Annotated in this window: 21 protein-coding genes; 19 read left to right on the forward strand and 2 right to left on the reverse strand. The window is 31.7% G+C overall.

What is annotated here, in order from left to right:
* Nucleotides 1–102: 102 nt before the first annotated feature.
* The 10 genes from VOI25_RS14390 to VOI25_RS14435 all read left to right on the forward strand — a co-directional run bounded on the left by VOI25_RS14390 (nt 103) and on the right by VOI25_RS14435 (nt 11,204).
* On the forward strand, nt 103–804 hold the full coding sequence (locus VOI25_RS14390; protein WP_323789786.1) for a hypothetical protein: 702 nt from the start codon (nt 103–105) through the stop codon (nt 802–804).
* Nucleotides 805–1,090: 286 nt separating this feature from the next.
* Nucleotides 1,091–2,104 (forward strand): serine hydrolase domain-containing protein, encoded by a 1,014-nt coding sequence (locus tag VOI25_RS14395; RefSeq protein ID WP_323789787.1) that lies wholly within the window; start codon nt 1,091–1,093, stop codon nt 2,102–2,104.
* 7 nt (nt 2,105–2,111) lie between these two features.
* Nucleotides 2,112–2,843 carry an NAD(P)-dependent oxidoreductase gene (locus tag VOI25_RS14400; RefSeq protein WP_323789788.1) on the forward strand — a complete coding sequence of 244 codons (732 nt, stop codon included), beginning with the start codon at nt 2,112–2,114 and terminating at the stop codon, nt 2,841–2,843.
* 210 nt (nt 2,844–3,053) lie between these two features.
* A complete protein-coding gene (locus VOI25_RS14405) occupies nt 3,054–5,561 on the forward strand; it encodes an adenylate/guanylate cyclase domain-containing protein (RefSeq protein ID WP_323789789.1) in 2,508 nt (835 codons plus the stop codon).
* 339 nt (nt 5,562–5,900) lie between these two features.
* On the forward strand, nt 5,901–6,719 hold the full coding sequence (locus VOI25_RS14410) for a formylglycine-generating enzyme family protein (protein WP_323789791.1): 819 nt from the start codon (nt 5,901–5,903) through the stop codon (nt 6,717–6,719).
* 142 nt (nt 6,720–6,861) lie between these two features.
* Entirely contained in the window at nt 6,862–7,620 is a 759-nt protein-coding gene (locus VOI25_RS14415; RefSeq protein WP_323789792.1) for a DUF6090 family protein, read from the forward strand.
* Between the two features lie 237 nt (nt 7,621–7,857).
* Nucleotides 7,858–8,235, forward strand: coding sequence for a DUF2200 domain-containing protein (locus VOI25_RS14420; protein WP_323789793.1), 378 nt, complete (start codon nt 7,858–7,860; stop codon nt 8,233–8,235).
* Between the two features lie 136 nt (nt 8,236–8,371).
* On the forward strand, nt 8,372–9,070 hold the full coding sequence (locus VOI25_RS14425; RefSeq protein WP_323789794.1) for a hypothetical protein: 699 nt from the start codon (nt 8,372–8,374) through the stop codon (nt 9,068–9,070).
* 229 nt (nt 9,071–9,299) lie between these two features.
* Nucleotides 9,300–10,709: a toll/interleukin-1 receptor domain-containing protein gene (locus VOI25_RS14430; RefSeq protein ID WP_323789795.1), complete on the forward strand. Its 1,410-nt coding sequence runs from the start codon at nt 9,300–9,302 to the stop codon at nt 10,707–10,709.
* 21 nt (nt 10,710–10,730) lie between these two features.
* Nucleotides 10,731–11,204 (forward strand): GNAT family N-acetyltransferase, encoded by a 474-nt coding sequence (locus VOI25_RS14435; RefSeq protein WP_323789796.1) that lies wholly within the window; start codon nt 10,731–10,733, stop codon nt 11,202–11,204.
* A gap of 40 nt (nt 11,205–11,244) precedes the next feature.
* On the opposite strand, the gene VOI25_RS14440 is transcribed toward VOI25_RS14435, so the two are convergent.
* Nucleotides 11,245–12,519 carry a TPR end-of-group domain-containing protein gene (locus VOI25_RS14440; RefSeq protein WP_323789797.1) on the reverse strand — a complete coding sequence of 425 codons (1,275 nt, stop codon included), beginning with the start codon at nt 12,517–12,519 and terminating at the stop codon, nt 11,245–11,247.
* Between the two features lie 439 nt (nt 12,520–12,958).
* Between VOI25_RS14440 and VOI25_RS14445 the strand changes: the two genes are divergently transcribed.
* A complete protein-coding gene (locus VOI25_RS14445; RefSeq protein ID WP_323789798.1) occupies nt 12,959–13,420 on the forward strand; it encodes a GNAT family N-acetyltransferase in 462 nt (153 codons plus the stop codon).
* A gap of 97 nt (nt 13,421–13,517) precedes the next feature.
* On the opposite strand, the gene VOI25_RS14450 is transcribed toward VOI25_RS14445, so the two are convergent.
* Complete coding sequence (locus VOI25_RS14450; protein WP_323789799.1) at nt 13,518–14,999, reverse strand: PLP-dependent aminotransferase family protein; 1,482 nt, start codon at nt 14,997–14,999, stop codon at nt 13,518–13,520.
* A 163-nt stretch (nt 15,000–15,162) separates the two neighbouring features.
* Here VOI25_RS14450 and VOI25_RS14455 point away from each other — a divergent pair, with 163 nt between their 5' ends.
* The 8 genes from VOI25_RS14455 (at nt 15,163) to VOI25_RS14490 (ending at nt 19,468) form a co-directional block, all read left to right on the forward strand.
* A complete protein-coding gene (locus VOI25_RS14455) occupies nt 15,163–15,660 on the forward strand; it encodes a GNAT family protein (protein ID WP_323789800.1) in 498 nt (165 codons plus the stop codon).
* A 28-nt stretch (nt 15,661–15,688) separates the two neighbouring features.
* Nucleotides 15,689–15,979, forward strand: a complete 291-nt coding sequence (locus tag VOI25_RS14460; RefSeq protein WP_323789801.1) for a DUF1272 domain-containing protein — start codon at nt 15,689–15,691, stop codon at nt 15,977–15,979.
* Between the two features lie 2 nt (nt 15,980–15,981).
* Nucleotides 15,982–16,218: a hypothetical protein gene (locus VOI25_RS14465; protein WP_323789802.1), complete on the forward strand. Its 237-nt coding sequence runs from the start codon at nt 15,982–15,984 to the stop codon at nt 16,216–16,218.
* On the forward strand, nt 16,211–16,726 hold the full coding sequence (locus VOI25_RS14470) for a GNAT family N-acetyltransferase (protein ID WP_323789803.1): 516 nt from the start codon (nt 16,211–16,213) through the stop codon (nt 16,724–16,726). The genes VOI25_RS14465 and VOI25_RS14470 overlap by 8 nt, the downstream gene beginning before the upstream one ends.
* 2 nt (nt 16,727–16,728) lie before the next feature.
* Nucleotides 16,729–17,391, forward strand: coding sequence for a pyridoxamine 5'-phosphate oxidase family protein (locus tag VOI25_RS14475; RefSeq protein WP_323789804.1), 663 nt, complete (start codon nt 16,729–16,731; stop codon nt 17,389–17,391).
* A 10-nt stretch (nt 17,392–17,401) separates the two neighbouring features.
* On the forward strand, nt 17,402–17,896 hold the full coding sequence (locus VOI25_RS14480) for a GNAT family N-acetyltransferase (protein WP_323789805.1): 495 nt from the start codon (nt 17,402–17,404) through the stop codon (nt 17,894–17,896).
* Nucleotides 17,897–17,915: 19 nt separating this feature from the next.
* Nucleotides 17,916–18,680 carry a class I SAM-dependent methyltransferase gene (locus VOI25_RS14485; RefSeq protein ID WP_323789806.1) on the forward strand — a complete coding sequence of 255 codons (765 nt, stop codon included), beginning with the start codon at nt 17,916–17,918 and terminating at the stop codon, nt 18,678–18,680.
* Between the two features lie 143 nt (nt 18,681–18,823).
* On the forward strand, nt 18,824–19,468 hold the full coding sequence (locus tag VOI25_RS14490; protein ID WP_323789807.1) for a DNA alkylation repair protein: 645 nt from the start codon (nt 18,824–18,826) through the stop codon (nt 19,466–19,468).
* Nucleotides 19,469–19,524: the final 56 nt, after the last annotated feature.

The raw sequence follows: 19,524 nt of genomic DNA on the forward strand, positions 1-19,524 counted from the left end.
ATTACCTTTACGCTGTTTCTTTTTGCTATCTTAGTACTCAAGCAATAGCCATACACGTAAACCTTGTAACACATTTGTGAAAAGTATTTAAACTAAAATATCATGAGAGGAAATATAGTTTTACTTCTAGTATGCATACTTATAAGTTGCTCCAGCAATGATGATTCGGAATCTAATAATCAAATGAAATTGAATAAATCAATTAGTATGGTTTCTGAATCTAATAAATGGTATATAAATGGAAGTTTAGAAGAATTAGACGAAGACAATGGAATATTAAAAGAGATTAGAAGAAAATTAATATACTATTTTGAAGGAGACACTCTTATTAATGGTTTGCAATTCAAAAAAATGTATAATAAACAATTGGATTCTATATATTACCAGCCTATTTCTGGAGGTATTCAACAATTTGACTCGACTTTTACTGGCATAAATTATGTTGCTGCAATGAGAGAGAATTCTGATTTGGTTATTTATATTTCCGCAGGTCAAAATACAGAAGAGGTCTATGCAGATTTTGATATTAATCTTGGAGATGTGTTAAATTATAAATGGAATATAAACAACATAACAGTAACGGAAATAGATTCTATCGAAATAGGTTCTAATTACTTAACCAAATACAAATTAAGCAACGGTCAATATTTTTATGAAGGTATTGGTTCTTCATATGGATTATTTAATACTTGGCAAACTAATGCTAGAATTGGAGGCTTTTTAAGTTGTTTCAAATTAGATAATGATAAAATTGGAATTGATGAAGGCTTCTATTTTCCTACTAATTTCTGTCCTGAATTTTAAACCTGTCACAACAAAGAAAACAATCAGTTGCTAGTTCTTAGTGTACTCGGAAAACCATACCGTTTTCTCTCTGGTTCGTTGCATTGTACTAACTTTAACCTAGCCAAAGTAACCAATCACGCAAGCACACGTTGTTGCCAATTTGAATTTGCTTATATATTTTTATAACAGCTCATCCTTAATATTAAACAATTCAGAATTAATAAATTTTTGGTCAATAAATAAAATTGGAGGTTTGCAAGAAATATAAATATCTAAATCATTCTACTAAAAGGCAAATTTCGTTATGAAAAAAAATATATTTAGAATAGTATTACTTTCAGGAACTCTAATTTCAATGTTTTTTGTACCATGGATTTTAGTAAAAGCTTGGATAATGCCTTTGCCAAACACAGTTCAAGAACAGGTTGACGATGCCATTGGTTATGGGTTCGATGGAATGATAGTTTATGTAGATGAGGCAGACAAGCTACCAGCATTTTATGGTGGTGGTTGGAAAGATAGAAAAAACAAAATCCCAGCTGACCCAAAATCACTATTCAAAATTGCCAGTATTAGCAAGTTATATACAGCTGTAGCGCTTACTAAATTGGCAAAAGAAAAGCGTTTGTCCTTAGATGAAAGACTTGCCGATTACTTTCCTGAACTTGAAGGAAGAATAGAAAATGCAAAAGAAATTACCCTAAAGATGATGGTTCAACATCGGTCTGGAATTCCAAATTTCACAGATAATCCTGCCTATTGGGAAAATGAACTAGAGAACAGCAAAGATGCTCTTGATTTTGCCCTCGATTTACCAGCTAGTTTTAAACCTAATAATGGATATGAATATTCAAATACAAATTATTTATTGCTACGAAGGATTATGGATGATGTCTTAGGATATAATCACAATGAATATATCGAAGAGAAAATATTGATACCCTTAAATTTGAAAAACACCTTTTTTTCGATAACCGAAGTCGATTTAGACGATGTAATGAGTGGATATTATGTTGGACATGAAGAAGATTTTAAAGCTAATGACTATGGAATGTTAGCAACAGCAGAAGATGTGGGTATATTCTTGCGAGCATTAAACGATGGTTCGGTATTTGACGAAGGAGAACAGGAAATCTATCCATACGAGTACAACCATGGCGGTTTGGTCGTTGGCTATCAAAGTCTTGCAGAATATCACAAGGATATTGACGCAGTCGTAGTCCAATTTATTAATACAACAGATTTTAATGGGTACGAATGGAATTTATCAGAGATTTTTATTAATCGTATTGTAAAAATAATTAAGAGAAAAAAATAAACATGATATGAAAGTTTTAGTAGTAGGTGCAAGTGGATCAACAGGAAATCAATTAGTTAATCAGCTTCTAATTCAAGGAAATGACGTTAAGGTAATTGTTCGTTCTTCACAAAATTTATCAGAATCTTGGAAAGATAATGACAAAGTACAAATTATAACAGCAAGTATATTAGAGTTAAGTGAAGAAGAAATGTGTAAACATGTTTCAGGTTGTGATTCTGTTGCATCATGTCTTGGACACAATTTGACTTGGAAGGGAGTTTATGGCCAGCCAAGAAAACTTGTTACCGATGCTACTCAACGTCTTTGTTCTGCAATAAAAACTAATAGTCCAAATCATCCAGTAAAATATGTTTTAATGAACACTTCTGGAAATCAAAATCGAGATTTAAACGAACCAATTTCTTTTGCTCAAAAATGCGTTATTGCACTACTTAGATTGTTATTACCACCACATGTGGACAATGAAAAAGCTGCAGATTTTTTAAGAACCCAAATCAGGCAAAATAATAAATTTATTGAGTGGGTAGCAGTAAGACCTGACAACTTAATAGATGAAGAAGAGGTTACAAACTATGAAACTTATCCATCTCCCATTAGAAGCGCAATTTTTAATGCTGGTAAAACAAGTCGTATAAACGTTGGTCATTTCATGGCTAGCTTAATAAATGATAATGATTTGTGGAAGACATGGAAAGGACAAATGCCAGTTATTTATAATACATCTTCATTAGTTTAATTATAAGGGTTAACAAAAAAACTAATACAACATCGTCTCAAACTAATTTCTGATTCTGTTTGTATTCGGTAAACCCTTCCGACTTTCCTCTGGTTAGTTCCTATTTAATAGCTTAGTGCTAGCCAATGCAACTAGTCAAACACAAACACGCTTGCATACATTTTAATAGAGGCATATAGTGAGAAAAAAGTAGTACCTTGGGGAGATATAATGAAAGAAACCAGAAAATTAAATACCATTCTTTTTGCTGACATAGCTGGCTATACCGATATCATGCACAGTAACGAAGAAAAAGCAATGGGATATCTTCAAAAATTCAAACTAATCCTAGAGAATAAAGTACCAAATTATGAAGGTCGAATTGTTCAATATTTTGGAGACGCTTGTTTACTTTCATTCGATAGTGCAACTTCGGGAGTTCAATGTTCTATAGCATTGCAAGAGGATTTTCAAAAACAAAGCATTCCTATTAGGATAGGTATGCACTTGGGAGAAGTTGTCTTTACAAATGATAATGTTTTTGGAGATGGCGTTAATATTGCTTCTAGAATCGAAAGTATGGGCATCCCAGGATCTGTGTTGTTATCAAACGCCATACGAAACCAGATAAAAAACAAAGATGAGTTCAAATTAACATCTTTAGGTACATTTGAATTTAAAAATGTAGCAGAAGCAATAGAAATATTTGCATTACAAAATAAAGGACTTACTGTTCCAGAAAAATCAAAAATTCAAGGCAAATTTAAAGACACTGTAAGAAAACCAAATAAAATATTGCGATATGTTGGAATATTGCTTTTAGCGCTTTTATCCATGTTTACTTTAGCCCATTTTACTGGGTATAAAGTATTTAATAGCACTACAGACAATATTGATGATGGTATGGCTTCAATTGCCGTTTTACCCTTTGCAGATATGTCTCCACAAAACGATCAAGAGTATTTTTCTGATGGATTAGCTGAAGAGCTTCTAAATGTGCTTGCTAAAGTTGAAGAAATGAAAGTCGCTGGTCGTACATCTTCTTTTAAATATAAGGGCGTAAACGATGACCTAAAAAAAATAGGAGCCGAACTCGGTGTCAATCATATTTTAGAAGGTTCTGTTCGTAAATCTGGAAACACCATTCGGGTTACTGCACAGTTAATAAATGTAGAAGATGGCTTTCATATCTGGACAGAAACCTATGACCGAACCTATTCGGCTGAAAATTTATTTAAAATACAGGATGAAATTTCTAACGAAGTTCTAAAAGAGTTAAAAGTAAAATTGCTAGGTATCAATATCGCTGTTAAAGATAAAGAATTGCCTACTACAAATACCGAAGCTTACGAAGCCTACCTAAGAGGCATTCAATTATGTAGAAATTTTCAGCCTAAAGATATTGAAAAAGCAATTGAGTATTTTAACGAAGCAATTGCTCTTGATCCAGAGTTTTCTTTAGCCTATAGTCGTTTAGCAATAACATATCATTGGTTAGGTAGATATGGAAGTATTCGCATGCGTGAAGCAGCTGGTGCCATAATCAGTAATGCTGAGAAAGCTATTCTCCTGGATAGCACAAGCAGTTTGGCGAATGCAGCCTTAGCGGTATCTTATTTTTATCAAAAAAGGGATAAAGAAGCTGAATCAGCAAGTTATAAGGCATACACTATAGACCCTAATAATCCAGAAATTATATTATTATATGGGTATTCTTTAAAAGATAATGCCAAACTAAAAACAGAACTAGTACATAAAGCATATAAAATAGATCCTTTATCACCTTTAACGATATCAGTTTTAAGTTTTGATTATTCTGTTCACGAAAACTATGCTAAATCACAGGAATTAGCAGAGAAAAATGTCACCATTAACCCAGATTTTGTTGAAGCCCATAGTACTTTAATAAGCATTTTACGTGACAGTCCAAATGGCAAATTAGATGACGCTTTTATAAGTGGTTATGCTGCCCATAGACAATTTCCTGAGAATTTAGAAATTATGCTTGAATTGGCGCATGTGGCAATAGACTTGCATTTATATGATTTTGTTGATGCGTTATTAGAAAAAATGACATCACTTTATCCAGAGAACGGAGCCTATGTTGACGTGAAATTTGACAACTATTTCCATCAAAATGATTTGGACAATTTTGTAAAAACTAGACGTGAATTTCTTGAAAAACTAGACTTAATTCAAGATAATAACAGATGGGTTCGTTTTAAATTAAAAAATTTTTATTATGCAGGTGAATTGGAAGACGCTGTTAATTTTATTAAATCATACCACCCAATTTATCTGTCAGATACGCTGTCCTCTATACAAGAAAATAGATATAGGTTATTAAGAGCAGCTGCAACTTTAAAACATTCTGGTAACCTAGAACAAGCAAATCGGTTGGCAGAAATTTTCTGTAATAAAATTTATTCTGAATTTGAATTTAATGGTGATTTGAAAAAGGAAAAACTAGATGTTCTTTATGACTATGGGTATTGTGCTTGTCTATCTGGTGATGGAAAATTAGCTTCAGAAATTATGGAAGAATACTATTTTAATAGAAAATCTAAAGCCAGCTCTTATGACAAAATCTTAAATAGTATGACAACTGATCTTATTTCAGAAACACCAGAATTTAAAGCTATGGAGGTTAGAATAACAGCTGACATTAATGCAATGCGTGATAATGCTATCACATTCTTAAAAGCTGAAGGTGATTGGCCAGATGATAAAATAGATTAATAATAGTTAAATTGTGGTTACCATTTGATTGGAAAAAAATCAAAAACTAACAACGTGTATAGTCAATTCCTGATGCTGTGAGTACTCCGAAAACCATACCGATTTTCCTCTGTTTCGGTTTCTTTTATTAACTTAGTTCATGCCAACACAACTATCCATGCTCTTCACCTTTTTCGGTAATTAGTAGCTTTAGAATTGTCAAGTTAGGTTTATACACTTTTTTTTACATTTTTTTCACAATTAAGAATTCACATTAAAAAAACTGTTTCATAGTTTTGAAATAATCAAATCGTTACATTTTTTCAGAAAAACAATTACTAACAATAGATATAAAGTCAAATGGTAAAAAACAGCATTTTAGTTTTACTAGGTCTTTTAGTTTTTAATTCTTGTAACCAAAATCAGAAAAAAACAGAAATCGATTGGGTTTTTGTAAAAGGCGGAACATTTGAGCAAGGCAAAAATCAAATCCTAATTAGTCCGAAAAGAGATACTGTAAGAGGTTTTACGAGTCCTCATCGATTTGTAGAAATTAGTGACTTCTACATTAGCAAATATGAAATTACAGTGGAGCAATTTAAAGAATTTTGCATGAGTACTGGAAGAAAAATGCCCGAACCTCCTATTGTAAATGCACACGGAAATAAAGTGTTCTATAAATGGGAAAATGATAAACCTATGCTAGCCACTTGGAATGAGGCTAACGAATTTGCGCTTTGGGCTGGTGGAAGATTGCCGACAGAGAGTGAATGGGAATATGCAGCAAAAGGAGGACAGAAAAGTAAAGGATTTCAGTATAGTGGAAGCGATAATCCACTAGAAATTGGATGGGTTGGAGAAAATTCTGATAGCACGTTTCATAGCGTTGGACTTTTAAAACCTAATGAACTCGGAATTCATGACATGACTGGAAATGTAAGTGAATGGGTTTTTGATTGGTACAACCCAGAAAAAGATAGTTTAGTTAGTAAAATAAATCCACAAGGACCACCTGATGGTGAAGGCAAAATTTCAAAAGGCGTAAGTTGGTTTTACAATTCCCAAGATGAAGATGGAAAACCTTTAGAGTTTGGAATACATATGCCCGAAGTAAGATATCAATCACCTCGACATACTAGAAATGATGGATTTGGATTTAGAATTGCAAAAGATAAATAAATCTGCACACAACAACAACGTACATTAACAATTGTTAAAGTATTACCACAGAAATTCTACCGAATTTTCTTTACGAAGTTTCCTTTTTGCTATCTTAGTTCCTAGTCAAGGAAACTAACATTGCAATACCAACCCTAACCAAATGATTAAATTCTTTAGAAAAATACGCTACGACCTTATGGGAAAAAATAAAACTGGAAAGTACTTGAAATATGCTATTGGTGAGATTGTATTGGTCGTCCTTGGCATCTTAATCGCTTTACAGCTGAATAATTATAATGATACTCTAAAACAGCATAAACAGGAACAAAAAATTCTTCAAAATCTAAAATTGGATTTTGATTATAACCTTTCAGAATTGGAACGGAACATTCAAAATCTTAAAAATAACAAAAAGGCTGGGTTAAAAATTATTTCTCAAACTGGAAACAAAATATCGAACAATTTTAGTATCGATAGCTTAATAGACCAAATAACGTTTACTCCTGTTTATTTCCCACAAAACGGTTTTCTATTGGAATTAGTCAACTCTGGAAAACTTGGTATAATTAGTAACGAAACTCTACGCAACAGACTTTCCTCTTGGTTTCCTACTCTAGAAACCTTACACGATAGGGAACAAATAGCTCTTGAATATAATAGACATCTTGTGCTGTATATTATAAAAAACGGAAGTTGGTTAAATGCAGACAAAATGTCTACAGATCAACAAATTAGAGCAATAGATTTCCCAGCATCTGGATTTGATATAGATAACAATGAAATGCTCAAATCATCTGAATTCGAAAATTTTGTAGAAAATCAAATTGTCAATCAAACAATACTCCTTGGTCGACAAGAAAAGTGTATCAATTTAAATAAGGAAATAATAGAGCTTTTAGACATTGAAATCAAGAAATAACGAAAGCACAACAAGGTGTTTAACTACGTTCTTGGTCTGTGTGAATTCCGAAAATCCAAACGCATGTTCCTCAGGTTCGTTTTCTTTTGCTAACTTAGACCTATCCAATGTAACTAGCCATACACGTCTACCTTAAGATGCATTTGAACGAAGCATAATGAATAAATTTTTTAGAATTTTATTAACTAGACTAAAAAAACGCACACTAACAACATGTATAATTAATTTAAAACAAAGATGAAAGTTACTGCAGAAAAAAATGAAAAAGTCGCTAATATGATATTTGCAACCATTTATCCTCTTTACTTGAATAGGTTGGAGAAGAATGGTAAAACAAAAGAAGAACTCAACCAAGTAATAGAATGGTTTACTGGTTTTGACCAAGATGATTTACAAAGACTTATTGAAGAGAAAGTAACGTTTAGAACCTTTTTTCAAAACGCTAAAATACATTCAAACGCTCATTTGATCAAAGGCGTTGTTTGTGGTTATCGGATTGAAGAAATAGAGGATGAATTTGAATTGTATAAACAATGTAGACGTATGGAAAAACTCATTGATGAATTAGCTAGAGGTCGCAAAATGGAGAAAATTTTAAGAGAAGAAAAGAAATAAGACTAGTGCCAACAATCGGTTTGAAAAAACATCCAATAATTGCATGATTACTTCTATTATTTTTTATTCTTTTCCTGCAAATAAAAACCTAAAAAAACCAATAGAAACATATTGCCCAGAATATAACACCATTACTATGAAAAGAACATTTAGAGGCCAAATTTTAACTCTCATTTTATGCCTAATTACTACTCTTGGGTTTTCTCAATCAAAAGAAATTAAAATTGAATTTTTGGGAAATTGCGGATTGTATTTAACCGATGGAAAAACGAGTATTTACACAGATTTTCCATATAAGTCGGGAGCACACGGCTATATGGACTTTGAAGAAACAGAATTAGATAGCATTAAGGAGAACTCAATATTCATTTTTACTCACAAACATTCTGATCATTACTCAGATAAGAATATTAAAAAAGTCATTAAAGAAAAAGGCGGAAAAAAATACGGCTCTTGGAATATTGACGAATTGAGAAATCTCGGAGAATCAATTCCAAATTTTAGCATTCAAGCCTTTAAAACTGATCATAAATGGTCATCCAAACACTATTCCTATTTAATTACTTGGCACCATAAAAAAATCTTTTTATCAGGTGATACAGAAAGTGCGGAAACCATCGGAACCATAAAAAATATGGATTGGGCTTTTGTACCTTATTGGATTTTATTAGATGCAAAGGAGAATGATATTAAAATTGATACTAATATGTTTGGTGTTTATCACTTAGCAACTGTTCAAATTCCAAGTGCTAAAAAAAATTACGACGAAATTGAAAATATGAAACCAATGGTAGAACAAGGTGAAAAAATTACAATTAAACTATTGGAAGACTAACATACAATCGACAACAGAGATTTTAATCAATTACTTGGTCTGTACTAATCAAACACAAACACGTTTACAATACGTTAAATAATTGAATGTTTAAATTCGTAACAATGCTTGACTCAAAACTAAGAAACATTGTCTAAATTAGAATTAGACTAACCTTAAAATTATAGTATCACATTCACGTTAGACCCAGAACTAATTTTTCAACACCTACTGCTTTAAAACTTTAATCATGTACGATATTTTTATTAGTTACTCTAGCAGAGATAAAGATTTTGCAAAAGACTTTGCTGAAGATTTAAAAAGCGAAGGCTTTTCTGTTTGGTGGGACACATCAATTCCTGCGGGAAAGACATACGCTGAAGTAATTGAAGAGGCATTAAAAGCATCTAAAAGTGTATTAGTATTATGGTCTTCAAATTCGATTACAAGTGACTGGGTAAAATTAGAGGCCAATGAAGGCCGAGAAAAAAAGGTGTTAATTCCTGTAAAAATTGAAGATGTTGACATTCCTTTTGCTTTCAAGAACATTCAAGCTGCTAATTTAATTAACTGGAATAGAGACCATCAACATCCTGATTTTAAAAAACTAATTCAAGATATTAATTCGATTATTGGTGTTAAAAACAAGCCTCAAGGTAATGTTAATATTATTCCAAACAATCTAAATAAGCCCAATTCAAAAAATAGATTATATACATCGAAACTAAAAAAATACTATATTCCTGTAGTTATTTTCGTTGCTTTAGGTGCTTTCGGTCTCAACTGGATGAGTAATAATAAAAGAGATAAAGCAGTCATTTTTTGGAATGATATTTCTTATCAAAATGATATTAGTTTATTTGAAACTTATAAAGAAAAATTTCCTAATGGAAAATATATAAAAGAAGCCGATTCTATTATCGAAGATCTCCTCTGGGCATCTTATAGCAAATTAAACGATAGTCTTAATGTTGTTAAATATATTACCAAGTATCCAAATGGCAGATTTGTTGCGGAAGCCCATAAAAAAATTGATTCCATTTATGAAATCAATAAAAAGGAATCCAAAAAGATCATTACATATGGAGATATTATTTATATCAGGAGCTTAGAAAATGATGCGCAAGCTGGTTATTTAAATGTTTATGAAGACGCTCAATGCGAAAGTAATTTATATAATGTTGTCGTAAGTCAGAATCGAAATCATTCTGGCAATTCAGGACAATGGAAAATTTTATCTGCTCAAGAGAAGGCCATTGGTTCAGCTGTTATTTCTTTCGATTGGATTTATCTTGTAAATATGTACAATGATGGTAATGGTGGATACCTTGATAAATGCGGACAGTTAGAATGTTATCACAACATCCCTAAATCACATGGTGTTTCAACATCTAATCCTAATTCAGTTCGAAGTACAGGTTTAACTAGCAAATGGAAAATTAAAGGGAGATTAGAAACTATAATTGTAAATAATGAAAAAGTCTTAAATAATAACGCAGCTATTAAAATAAATTCGCAAGTCATATTAGATTCTGGAGATACAGGTCATTTTCTTCAAATTTGTGGCGATATAGATCCTAAAAAGGATATTAATGATGCTAGTGCGTTTCCAAATTATGGAAATGTTGCCAGCGAAATATATTGGGAAATTGAAAAATAAGAACAGTAATTCAATAACAAAATGCAAGAAATCGAAATAAAAAAAGCAACTCAGAATGAATTGAAAATTATAGTCGATTTAATTGCGAAATTATTAATTGACTTTAATAACCGAAGTGGTAGTGATTTTATCGTAGATAGAGATAAATTAGAAACTGTAACTCAAACATTAATTACTCGACCTAATTTTGGAGCATTCATAGCTTATGATGTTAAGGATTCTCCTGTCGGATTAATAACTATTTCAGAAGCATTTGCGATATACAATGGAGGAGATTTTGGAGTCATTACAGAATTATATGTGGATAGAAATTCTAGATCTACTGGCATCGGAAAATTACTATTACAATCAGTTTTTAAGTTTTCAGAAGAAATGAATTGGTCCAAAATTGAAGTTGGAGCTCCTAATTCCGATGAATGGCCAAGAACTCTAAAGTTTTATCAAAACAATGGGTTTCATCAAAAAGGTCCAAAATTAAGAATTGACTTGAATTAAGTCATAAAAAAAGACAACTCTGATGAAAATAGGCAGAAGTTTACTTCATTTTTGCAAGTTTACCTTCCCATTTACTATCTATTAAAAATTTTCGATAATCTTGAATAGTCAACATATCTATAATGGCTTGTGTTTTGTCTTTTGCATTTTCGTAATAAGATTTGCAAATTTCATAACCAATCCAATATCCTAAATCTGGATAACTATCTTCTGAAGCTGTATTATAATTGGCTATCCAATTACTATATCGATCATAATACATGTCTTTTTTAAAGTCATTCCAAATTTTATGTTCCTTTCCTTGTGCCCAATCAAAGATTTTTTTATTTGCCGTATCTCCACTAATCAATTCACCAATAAAATCGGCCATACCTTCCTTAATAACATACCCAAGAGTAATAGTGTCATTTTTCAATCCATCTTGCTGAAAATGAATTAATTCGTGTGCAACGACATGCGGAAGGTATTTAGATTTATTTAGCAACAATTTATCCCCAAAATCGAGTTCATCTGTATTTACATTTTCTCCATCACTCATTTGATTTGTCCCAATAAGTAAACCCGAAGGAGAAACCGTTCCACCACTTGTAAATGCTCCAATTACAAAGTAAACATCAGGGAATTTTGCTTCAGAATATAATTCTTTGAAGTTCTTAAAACTTTGTCTAATGTCTTTTTTGTAATCATCAACTTTTAAAGTGTTGTTCCTAATTGATTTATACAGTTTTGGATGAGACTGGATGTGTTTTATAAAATAATCTATGGAACTTACTTTTGCACCCATATAATCCTCCATGCCTTCACTAGCTTTGTCAAAATATTTGCTTTTGTACACATCACGAATGTTTGTGGAATCTTTATTCACAAAATCATATGCTTCCCAAAAATGATGGATATCTTTCGTAATAATATTTGCTAATTCAGGATTACTATTTAAGGATTTTGATTCAGGTATCTTAGCTATTAATTTTTCCCATTTAGGATGATCATGCAGATTCTTTAAATCGTTATCGTTTAATAGATGAGATTTGTAGTTAAAGCCGTATTCTATTGCTTTTTCTAAATATATATATGAACTATCTATTTTGTTTTGTACAGCCAAACAGCATGCTGCATTATATGTAGCATTTAGTTTTTGGCTTTTGAAATCAGCTAATTCAATAATTTTTAAATATTTCTCTGTTGCCGATTTATAGTTTTGGGACCTATAATTATCATCTGCTTCTTGTTTAATTACAGAAATACTTTGTTTTTCTTGAGTATGAATTGTATTACATAAAAGAATAAGAATTGCCGAGCATACTATTTTTTTCATGAGATTAGTTTATATGAAGACTTCACAGAATTGAATTTGTTACATAAAATAACACCAACAACGTGTTTAGTGAATTACTAGTCAGATTATTACTCCGATAATTCTACAGATTTCCATAAAGGTTCGTTTTCTTTTACTATTTTAGACCTAGCCAACGTATCTAAGCCATTCTCAAATACTTTGGCAGTCATTTAAATAGCAAATAATGAGAAAAACATGGAGAAATGGGGTATTATTTCTTGTCGCAATTCCTAGCTTATTTTTCTGTTGTCAGCAAAATCAAGACAATATTAAATTGACAGAAAAGCTTGTTGAAGCACCAAAAGAAAATATCCTGAATATTAAGTAATTAGAAATTAAAGCTTTGAATAACAACGTCCATAAATATAATCTAACAAGTTGTGTTCAATTTTAAAAGTCAAATTATCAATTGAAAGACATGAACAATATCAATATTGTAAATAGGGAATTGACCTCTGAAGAAATTGAACTTGTGAACTCTGGGTTTGATAACCTTTCACTTGAAGAAGGCATAGCACTAGAAAGCACGGAGAGAATAAGCTTTGTAGCATTAATAGGTAGCACTCTAATAGGTTGCTCATCAGGTTTGGCTCATAAGAATGGAGAAAAATATTCAGGTTGGTTCTATCTTACTGATTTATTTGTTGAGAAGAAATTTCGTGACCAAGGCTTAGGCTCTGTCCTTCTAACAGAATTAGAAGATAAGATTAGTACCATAGGTGTGCAAAACATCTGGCTCTGGACCTCAGGACCTCCTACCTTAAGATTCTACGACAGACATGGATACACACAATTTACAGAAATGGAAAACTGGTATTCCGACGGAAGTAGTCGAGTCGGTCTAAGAAAAAAAATAAGGGAGAACAACTTAGGAGAATAACGTTCGTTGTAAAGTGCAATAAAACAACGTGTACGATACTAATCGACTTAAAGTTCGTTTATAGACAGTTAAGATTATTATCATATAAAAAAGCTATTTATAAGTTTTTAATGTCAGCAATGGTTTGTTTTAACCTATGTATCAATTCATAAATTTCGTCTTCGTTATATGATGCAAAACCAATTCTAATATGATTGTGTCCTAAATTTGCATTATCGTAACGTTGCCAGTCACCTATTTCTAATTTATATGTTCTTGCAACTTCAGAAACCGTTGCCCAAGAATAATTAGAGTTTAACTTCGTCCATACAGCCATGCCGCCTTTCGGAATTTCGAACTGAAAAACACCATCGAATTCATTTTTTAATAGTGCACAAAACAAATCACGTCGTTGCTTGTAAATTTTCATCACTTTTCGAATATGCCTGTCTAAATCTCCAGATTTAATAAAATCAGCAAATGTTAATTCTAATAAGGCATCCCCTTGCCTATCTACAAAGCCTCTTAATTTAGCAGCTTCGTCTAAAAACTCCCTTGAAGCAATTAAATAACCTATTCTGTAAACGGGAGCAACAGATTTACAAACTGAACCAATATAAATAACATTCCCGTTTAAATCATGACTTGCCAATGGCAATATTGGTGCATGATTATAGTTAAAATCGTAATCATAATCATCTTCAATTATTGCAAAATTATACTGTTTAGCAAGGTTTAAAAGGTGGATTCTTCTTTTTGCAGAAAGTGTAACCGTAGTAGGATGATGATGATGTGTTGTCACATAAACTGCCTTAATTTGTTTTAGTTTACAAAGTTTTTCAATATCATCGGTTACAATGCCATCTTCATCTACTAATACGCGTTCAATTCTTGATTTTTGGTATAGAAAAGTTGAATCGGCTGAATCATAATTAGTGTTTCCAACTACTATAATATCCTCCTCTTGAAGTAATAGTTGAGAGGACAACCAAATTCCCATTTGACTTCCTCGTGTAATCAAGACATTATCTTTTGTGATATGTAAACCTCTAGTCGTATTTAAATAATCAACTAATACTTCACGTAGTGTTTCATTTCCATAGGTTGAGCCGTAAGACAAATGCTTTGTAATCATTTTCTTTGCTGAAATTCGTCTGTAGGTTCTTGCTATTTCATCTGTAGGCGTTAATCTTCCATCTGAAGTACCATCATTCAAATACATAAAATCATCGTCTTTTTTAGCAGGTTTTTCAGATAATACAGAATTCTTATAAAATGAAAAACCAGCACGTTCTCTTAAGCCATCTGTTGCAGAATTAGATAGTTTTTGTTGTTGTAACACAGGCAAACTACTAGGTACAAAAGTTCCTTTTTTGGGAATACTTTCTATCCATCCTTGTAGCAACAACTCTTCATAACAAGCTACAATTGTTTTCCTATGAACATTTAACTCTTCTGCCAAAGTTCTGCTACCAGGCAGTTTGGTATTTGGAGCTAAAGTTTGATTCTTAATCAATTGAATTATCTGATTGGCCAATTGTAAATATAACGACTGATTACATTGTCTATCAAATTGAATACTCGTTTTAAATGGAAACATCTGGACTACTTTGTATTTCTATTCTGGATTATTATAATAGTCCATAAATATAGTATTTTTGATATAGAAATGTAGAATAATTGAAATATTTAGAATTACAACTCTGAAATTTTAAGGGCTTCTAATTAAGTTTCATTAATAAGTTAAATACACCTATTTAAGGATGATGGAGTTCAAGCCACACAATATTGAGTTTGCAAAAGAATTTGCGACAATGAAAAATGTTCCTGAAATACTCAACAATGGATATGATAAAACACCAAATCCTTATACCGAAAAAGATGCTCTTAAATTTATAAATCAAGAAATTGGAAAACACCCAGAAGAACGATTTCTTATTTATTGGAATGATGAAATTGCAGGCGAAATAGGAATAACCTTAAAGAAAGATGTATTTCGACTAAATGCTGAAATTGGATATTTTATTTCTAAAACATATTGGGGAAAAGGGTTGGCCACTCAAGCTGTAAAAAAAATGACAGCATATACATTTAAACATTTTGATGTCATTAGACTAGTAGCTGGAGTTTTTGATTTTAATAAATCTTCAATGAAAGTTTTAGAGAAAAACGGGTATTATTTAGAAAGTATTCGGAAAAATGCTGTTATTAAAAATGGAAAAATTATTGACGATTATATATGGGTAAAATTAAAAGAGTAGTAACCAAAATACATAAAATAGCTAAAATATGTTAGAAATAAGACCTAATTGTGAACACTGTAACAAAGACTTGCCAAACACGTCTACCGAGGCAATGATCTGTTCTTTTGAATGCACATATTGTAAAGAATGCGCCCTAAATATCTTTGAAAACGTATGTCCAAGTTGTTCAGGGAACTTTGTTGACCGTCCGATTAGACCCCAAAAAGAAATTGAAAAATATTCTGCATCTACTAAACAACTATTTAAACCAAAAGATTTAGAAAAAGCTAAAGTAAATACGGATAGATTTAAAAATATTCCTCCAGAAAAACGATAAATATGAGTCCATTTTTAATTGATAGTATAGGTTACGGAGCATTGGTCATCAACTTATATTCAATGTCTACCAAAGGCGAATATAAACTAAGACTAATTTCACTAATTGCTAATGTATGTTACATTTTTTACGGCACCTTAATTAGTGCTACTCCTGTAATTGTAGGATGTTCGATTGCTGTGCTACTCCATGGTTATCATATCAGAAGATTGAGAATAAAAAAGAATAGCAATGGTTAAAATAAAAAAAGGAAAAGAATCAGATTCAGAAGTTTTGGCTCTTTTAGGGCGAATAACATATGTGGAATCTCATGGTCATTTTATTTCCGACAAGAATGATTTATCTCATTACATTAACGACGCTTTTTCAGTGTCGAAGACAAAACAGGATCTCAATAATCCGAAGAACTTATTTTATATCCTTTATGTAGACGATTTGCCTATTGGTTATGCGAAACTAATTTTAAACGAAAAAAACGAAAATGTAGCATCACTCAACAATTGTCTGTTAGATAAAATCTATATCTTAAATGAATTTATTCCCTTAAAAATTGGTCAACAATTTCTAAATTATCTTGAAGATAAGTCCAAAGAATTACAACTTGATACCATGTGGCTTTCTGTGTATGTTAAAAATAAAAGAGCCATTAGATTTTATGAAAGAAATGAATTTATAAATGTAGGTGACATAAATTTTCTAGTCAATGGAAAAAACTATGAAAATATAGTGTTTTCGAAACTGTTATAATCATGAAAGCGTACTCAAAATCAAAATTAAACAGAATAAAGCGTGGTCAAATTAGAGCCTCATACGATGTTGAAAAAATCAATTCTATCTTAGATGCAGGATTTATTGGCTTTGTTAGTTATATATATCAAGGAAAAGCGATCTCATTGCCTATGGCTTATGGAAGAAAAGACAACAAAATATATTTGCATGGCTCACAAGCCAATAGAATGTTACTTACTTTATTAGAAGCCAAAGAATTAAGCATGACAGTGATGCATTTAGATGCCTTGGTTTTAGCACGTTCTGGTTTGCATCATTCTGTAAACTATCGTTCTGCAACTATATTTGGATCTATTAAAAACTTAGAAGACTCAAAAGAAAAAGAATCAGCTCTTTACTGTTTTATGGAACATATGATGAAAGGTCGATGGAACAACATTAGAGCAATGCATCAATTGGAATTAGACAGAACGTTAGTTGTAGAAATGACCATCGAAACTGCTTCTGCTAAAATAAGAGATGTTGGTGTAGCAGACGAACCTGAAGATTACGATGTAGATGTTTGGGCTGGAATAATTCCTTTGAAGCAAATTGCAGAATACCCTATACCAGATAAAGGCCTACCACAGAAAATGGAAATTCCGGATCACATTTTAGATTATTATCAACAACATCAGATGTAAAATGAACGAAATGTTAGAATTTAGAGACCTAATGCAAACAGACTGGGACACTGTTTCCAAAATTTATCAAGAAGGTTTAGATACAGGAAACGCAACGTTTGAAACCAATTGTCCTGATTGGAAAGATTGGGATTTTGGTCATATAAAACAATGCAGAATAATTGCCGAAATTAATAATAAAATAGTGGGTTGGGCAGCATTGTCACCAGTGTCATCACGTTGTGTTTACGGAGGTGTTGCAGAAGTAAGTGTATATGTTGCTTCAAAATTTTCAGGTCAAAAAATTGGTACTACACTCTTAAAAACCCTAATTTCAGAAAGTGAAAAACAAGGAATTTGGACCTTACAAGCTGGTATTTTTCCAGAAAATATAGGTAGCATTAAAATTCACAAACAACTAGGATTTAGAGAAGTTGGTTATCGAGAAAGAATTGGAAAAATGTATGGTGTATGGCGCGACACAGTTCTTTTAGAAAAAAGAAGCGAAATTGTAGGAACTAATTAATGATAAAAATCAATAGGTTTTGAAGAACAAAATAGAACATGATTATAAAGTTGGAGATTTAATTTATGATGCTAACATTTATGATGGCATGAATTCCAATATTAATGATTTAGAATTTTACAAACGATGGTTACCCAAAAACAAAAATGCTCGTATCCTTGAACTGTGCTGTGGCACAGGAAGGCTTACGATTCCTATTGCCAAGGAAGGTGTTAATATTTGCGGAGTAGATTTCACACCTTCAATGCTTGACCAGGCCAAACTAAAAGCGTCAGAAGAAGGTTTAGAAATTGAATTTATTCAAGCCGATATTAGAACTTTAAATTTACCCGAAAAATATGATCTAATATGTATTCCATTTAATTCCATTCATCATTTATATACTAATGACGATGTCTTTAAAGTCTTACATGTTATTAAAAAACATCTTAACGATGGTGGTTCATTTCTGTTCGATTGTTTTAATCCAAATATTCAACTTATAGTCGAAAGTGAAAAAGAAATAAAACAAATTGATGAATATACCACCAACGATGGTAGAGAAATAGTGATCAAACAAATGATGCGTTATGAAAACAAAACTCAGGTTAATCGCATAGAATGGCATTACTATATAAACGGAAAGTTTGATTCGGTTCAAAATTTAGATATGAGACTATTTTTTCCTCAAGAATTAGATGCATACCTAGAAAGTAATGGCTTTCATATTATAAACAAGTTTGGTGGATTTGACGAAGAACCATTTAATGACAATTCGGAAAAACAAATATTTGTATGTCAATAGGCAGTACATGTTAGATACAGAAATTGAAATTCTATATTGAAAATTATAAGGAATTCTCTGAGTTTCATTTTCTTTTGCTAATTTAGTTGTAAAACCAAAACAACATGACATAAACGTGTATGTTGTGAACAACTTTAAATAGCATGAAATTATCTTCTAGAGCTAATAAAACTTACAGTCAAATAGACAAGCAAACAACCAAATTAGGCGACTTGAGGCGAATGGCTAAAGACCTCAAAAAAGATCATGAATTAGCAATGGAATTATGGTCTACTGGAGAATTTTTACCAAGACAATTGGCTATTCTAATTATGGATAAAAAATTGCTTAATCAGGAAACTATAGACATACTTGATACAGATATCCAAAATCATGATTTTGAGGAACGCAATCAACTGATAGATTGGTTAATGGCCAATCAACTATCCAAAGATAAAAAATCAATAACTCTTATTGAATCATGGGAAAATAGCCCTTCTGCTTTACAAAGGAGAATATTCTGGTATTACCAAGCAAGATTAAGGTGGATGGGCAATACAAACCATTCAAATACTGAAGAACTCTTAAAATCAATCGAAAACAAGATTCTTCACGAACAGCCAGAAGTACAATGGGCTATGAACTATACGGCTGGTCAAATAGGCAAATGGCAAGAAGAATATCGTTCAAGATGTATCTCTATAGGAGAAAATACGTGTCTTTATAAGGATGAAATTGTTCATAAAGGATGTACGCCTAGCTATTTACCTGAATTTATTAGAATTGAAGTTGATAAATTGAAATCATAAATTTATAGATTTTCGTATTGATTCTTATTCTTTTGCTAACTTAGTTCCTACCAACC

Source organism: Psychroserpens sp. (assembly GCF_034670085.1).
GTDB lineage: Bacteria > Bacteroidota > Bacteroidia > Flavobacteriales > Flavobacteriaceae > Psychroserpens.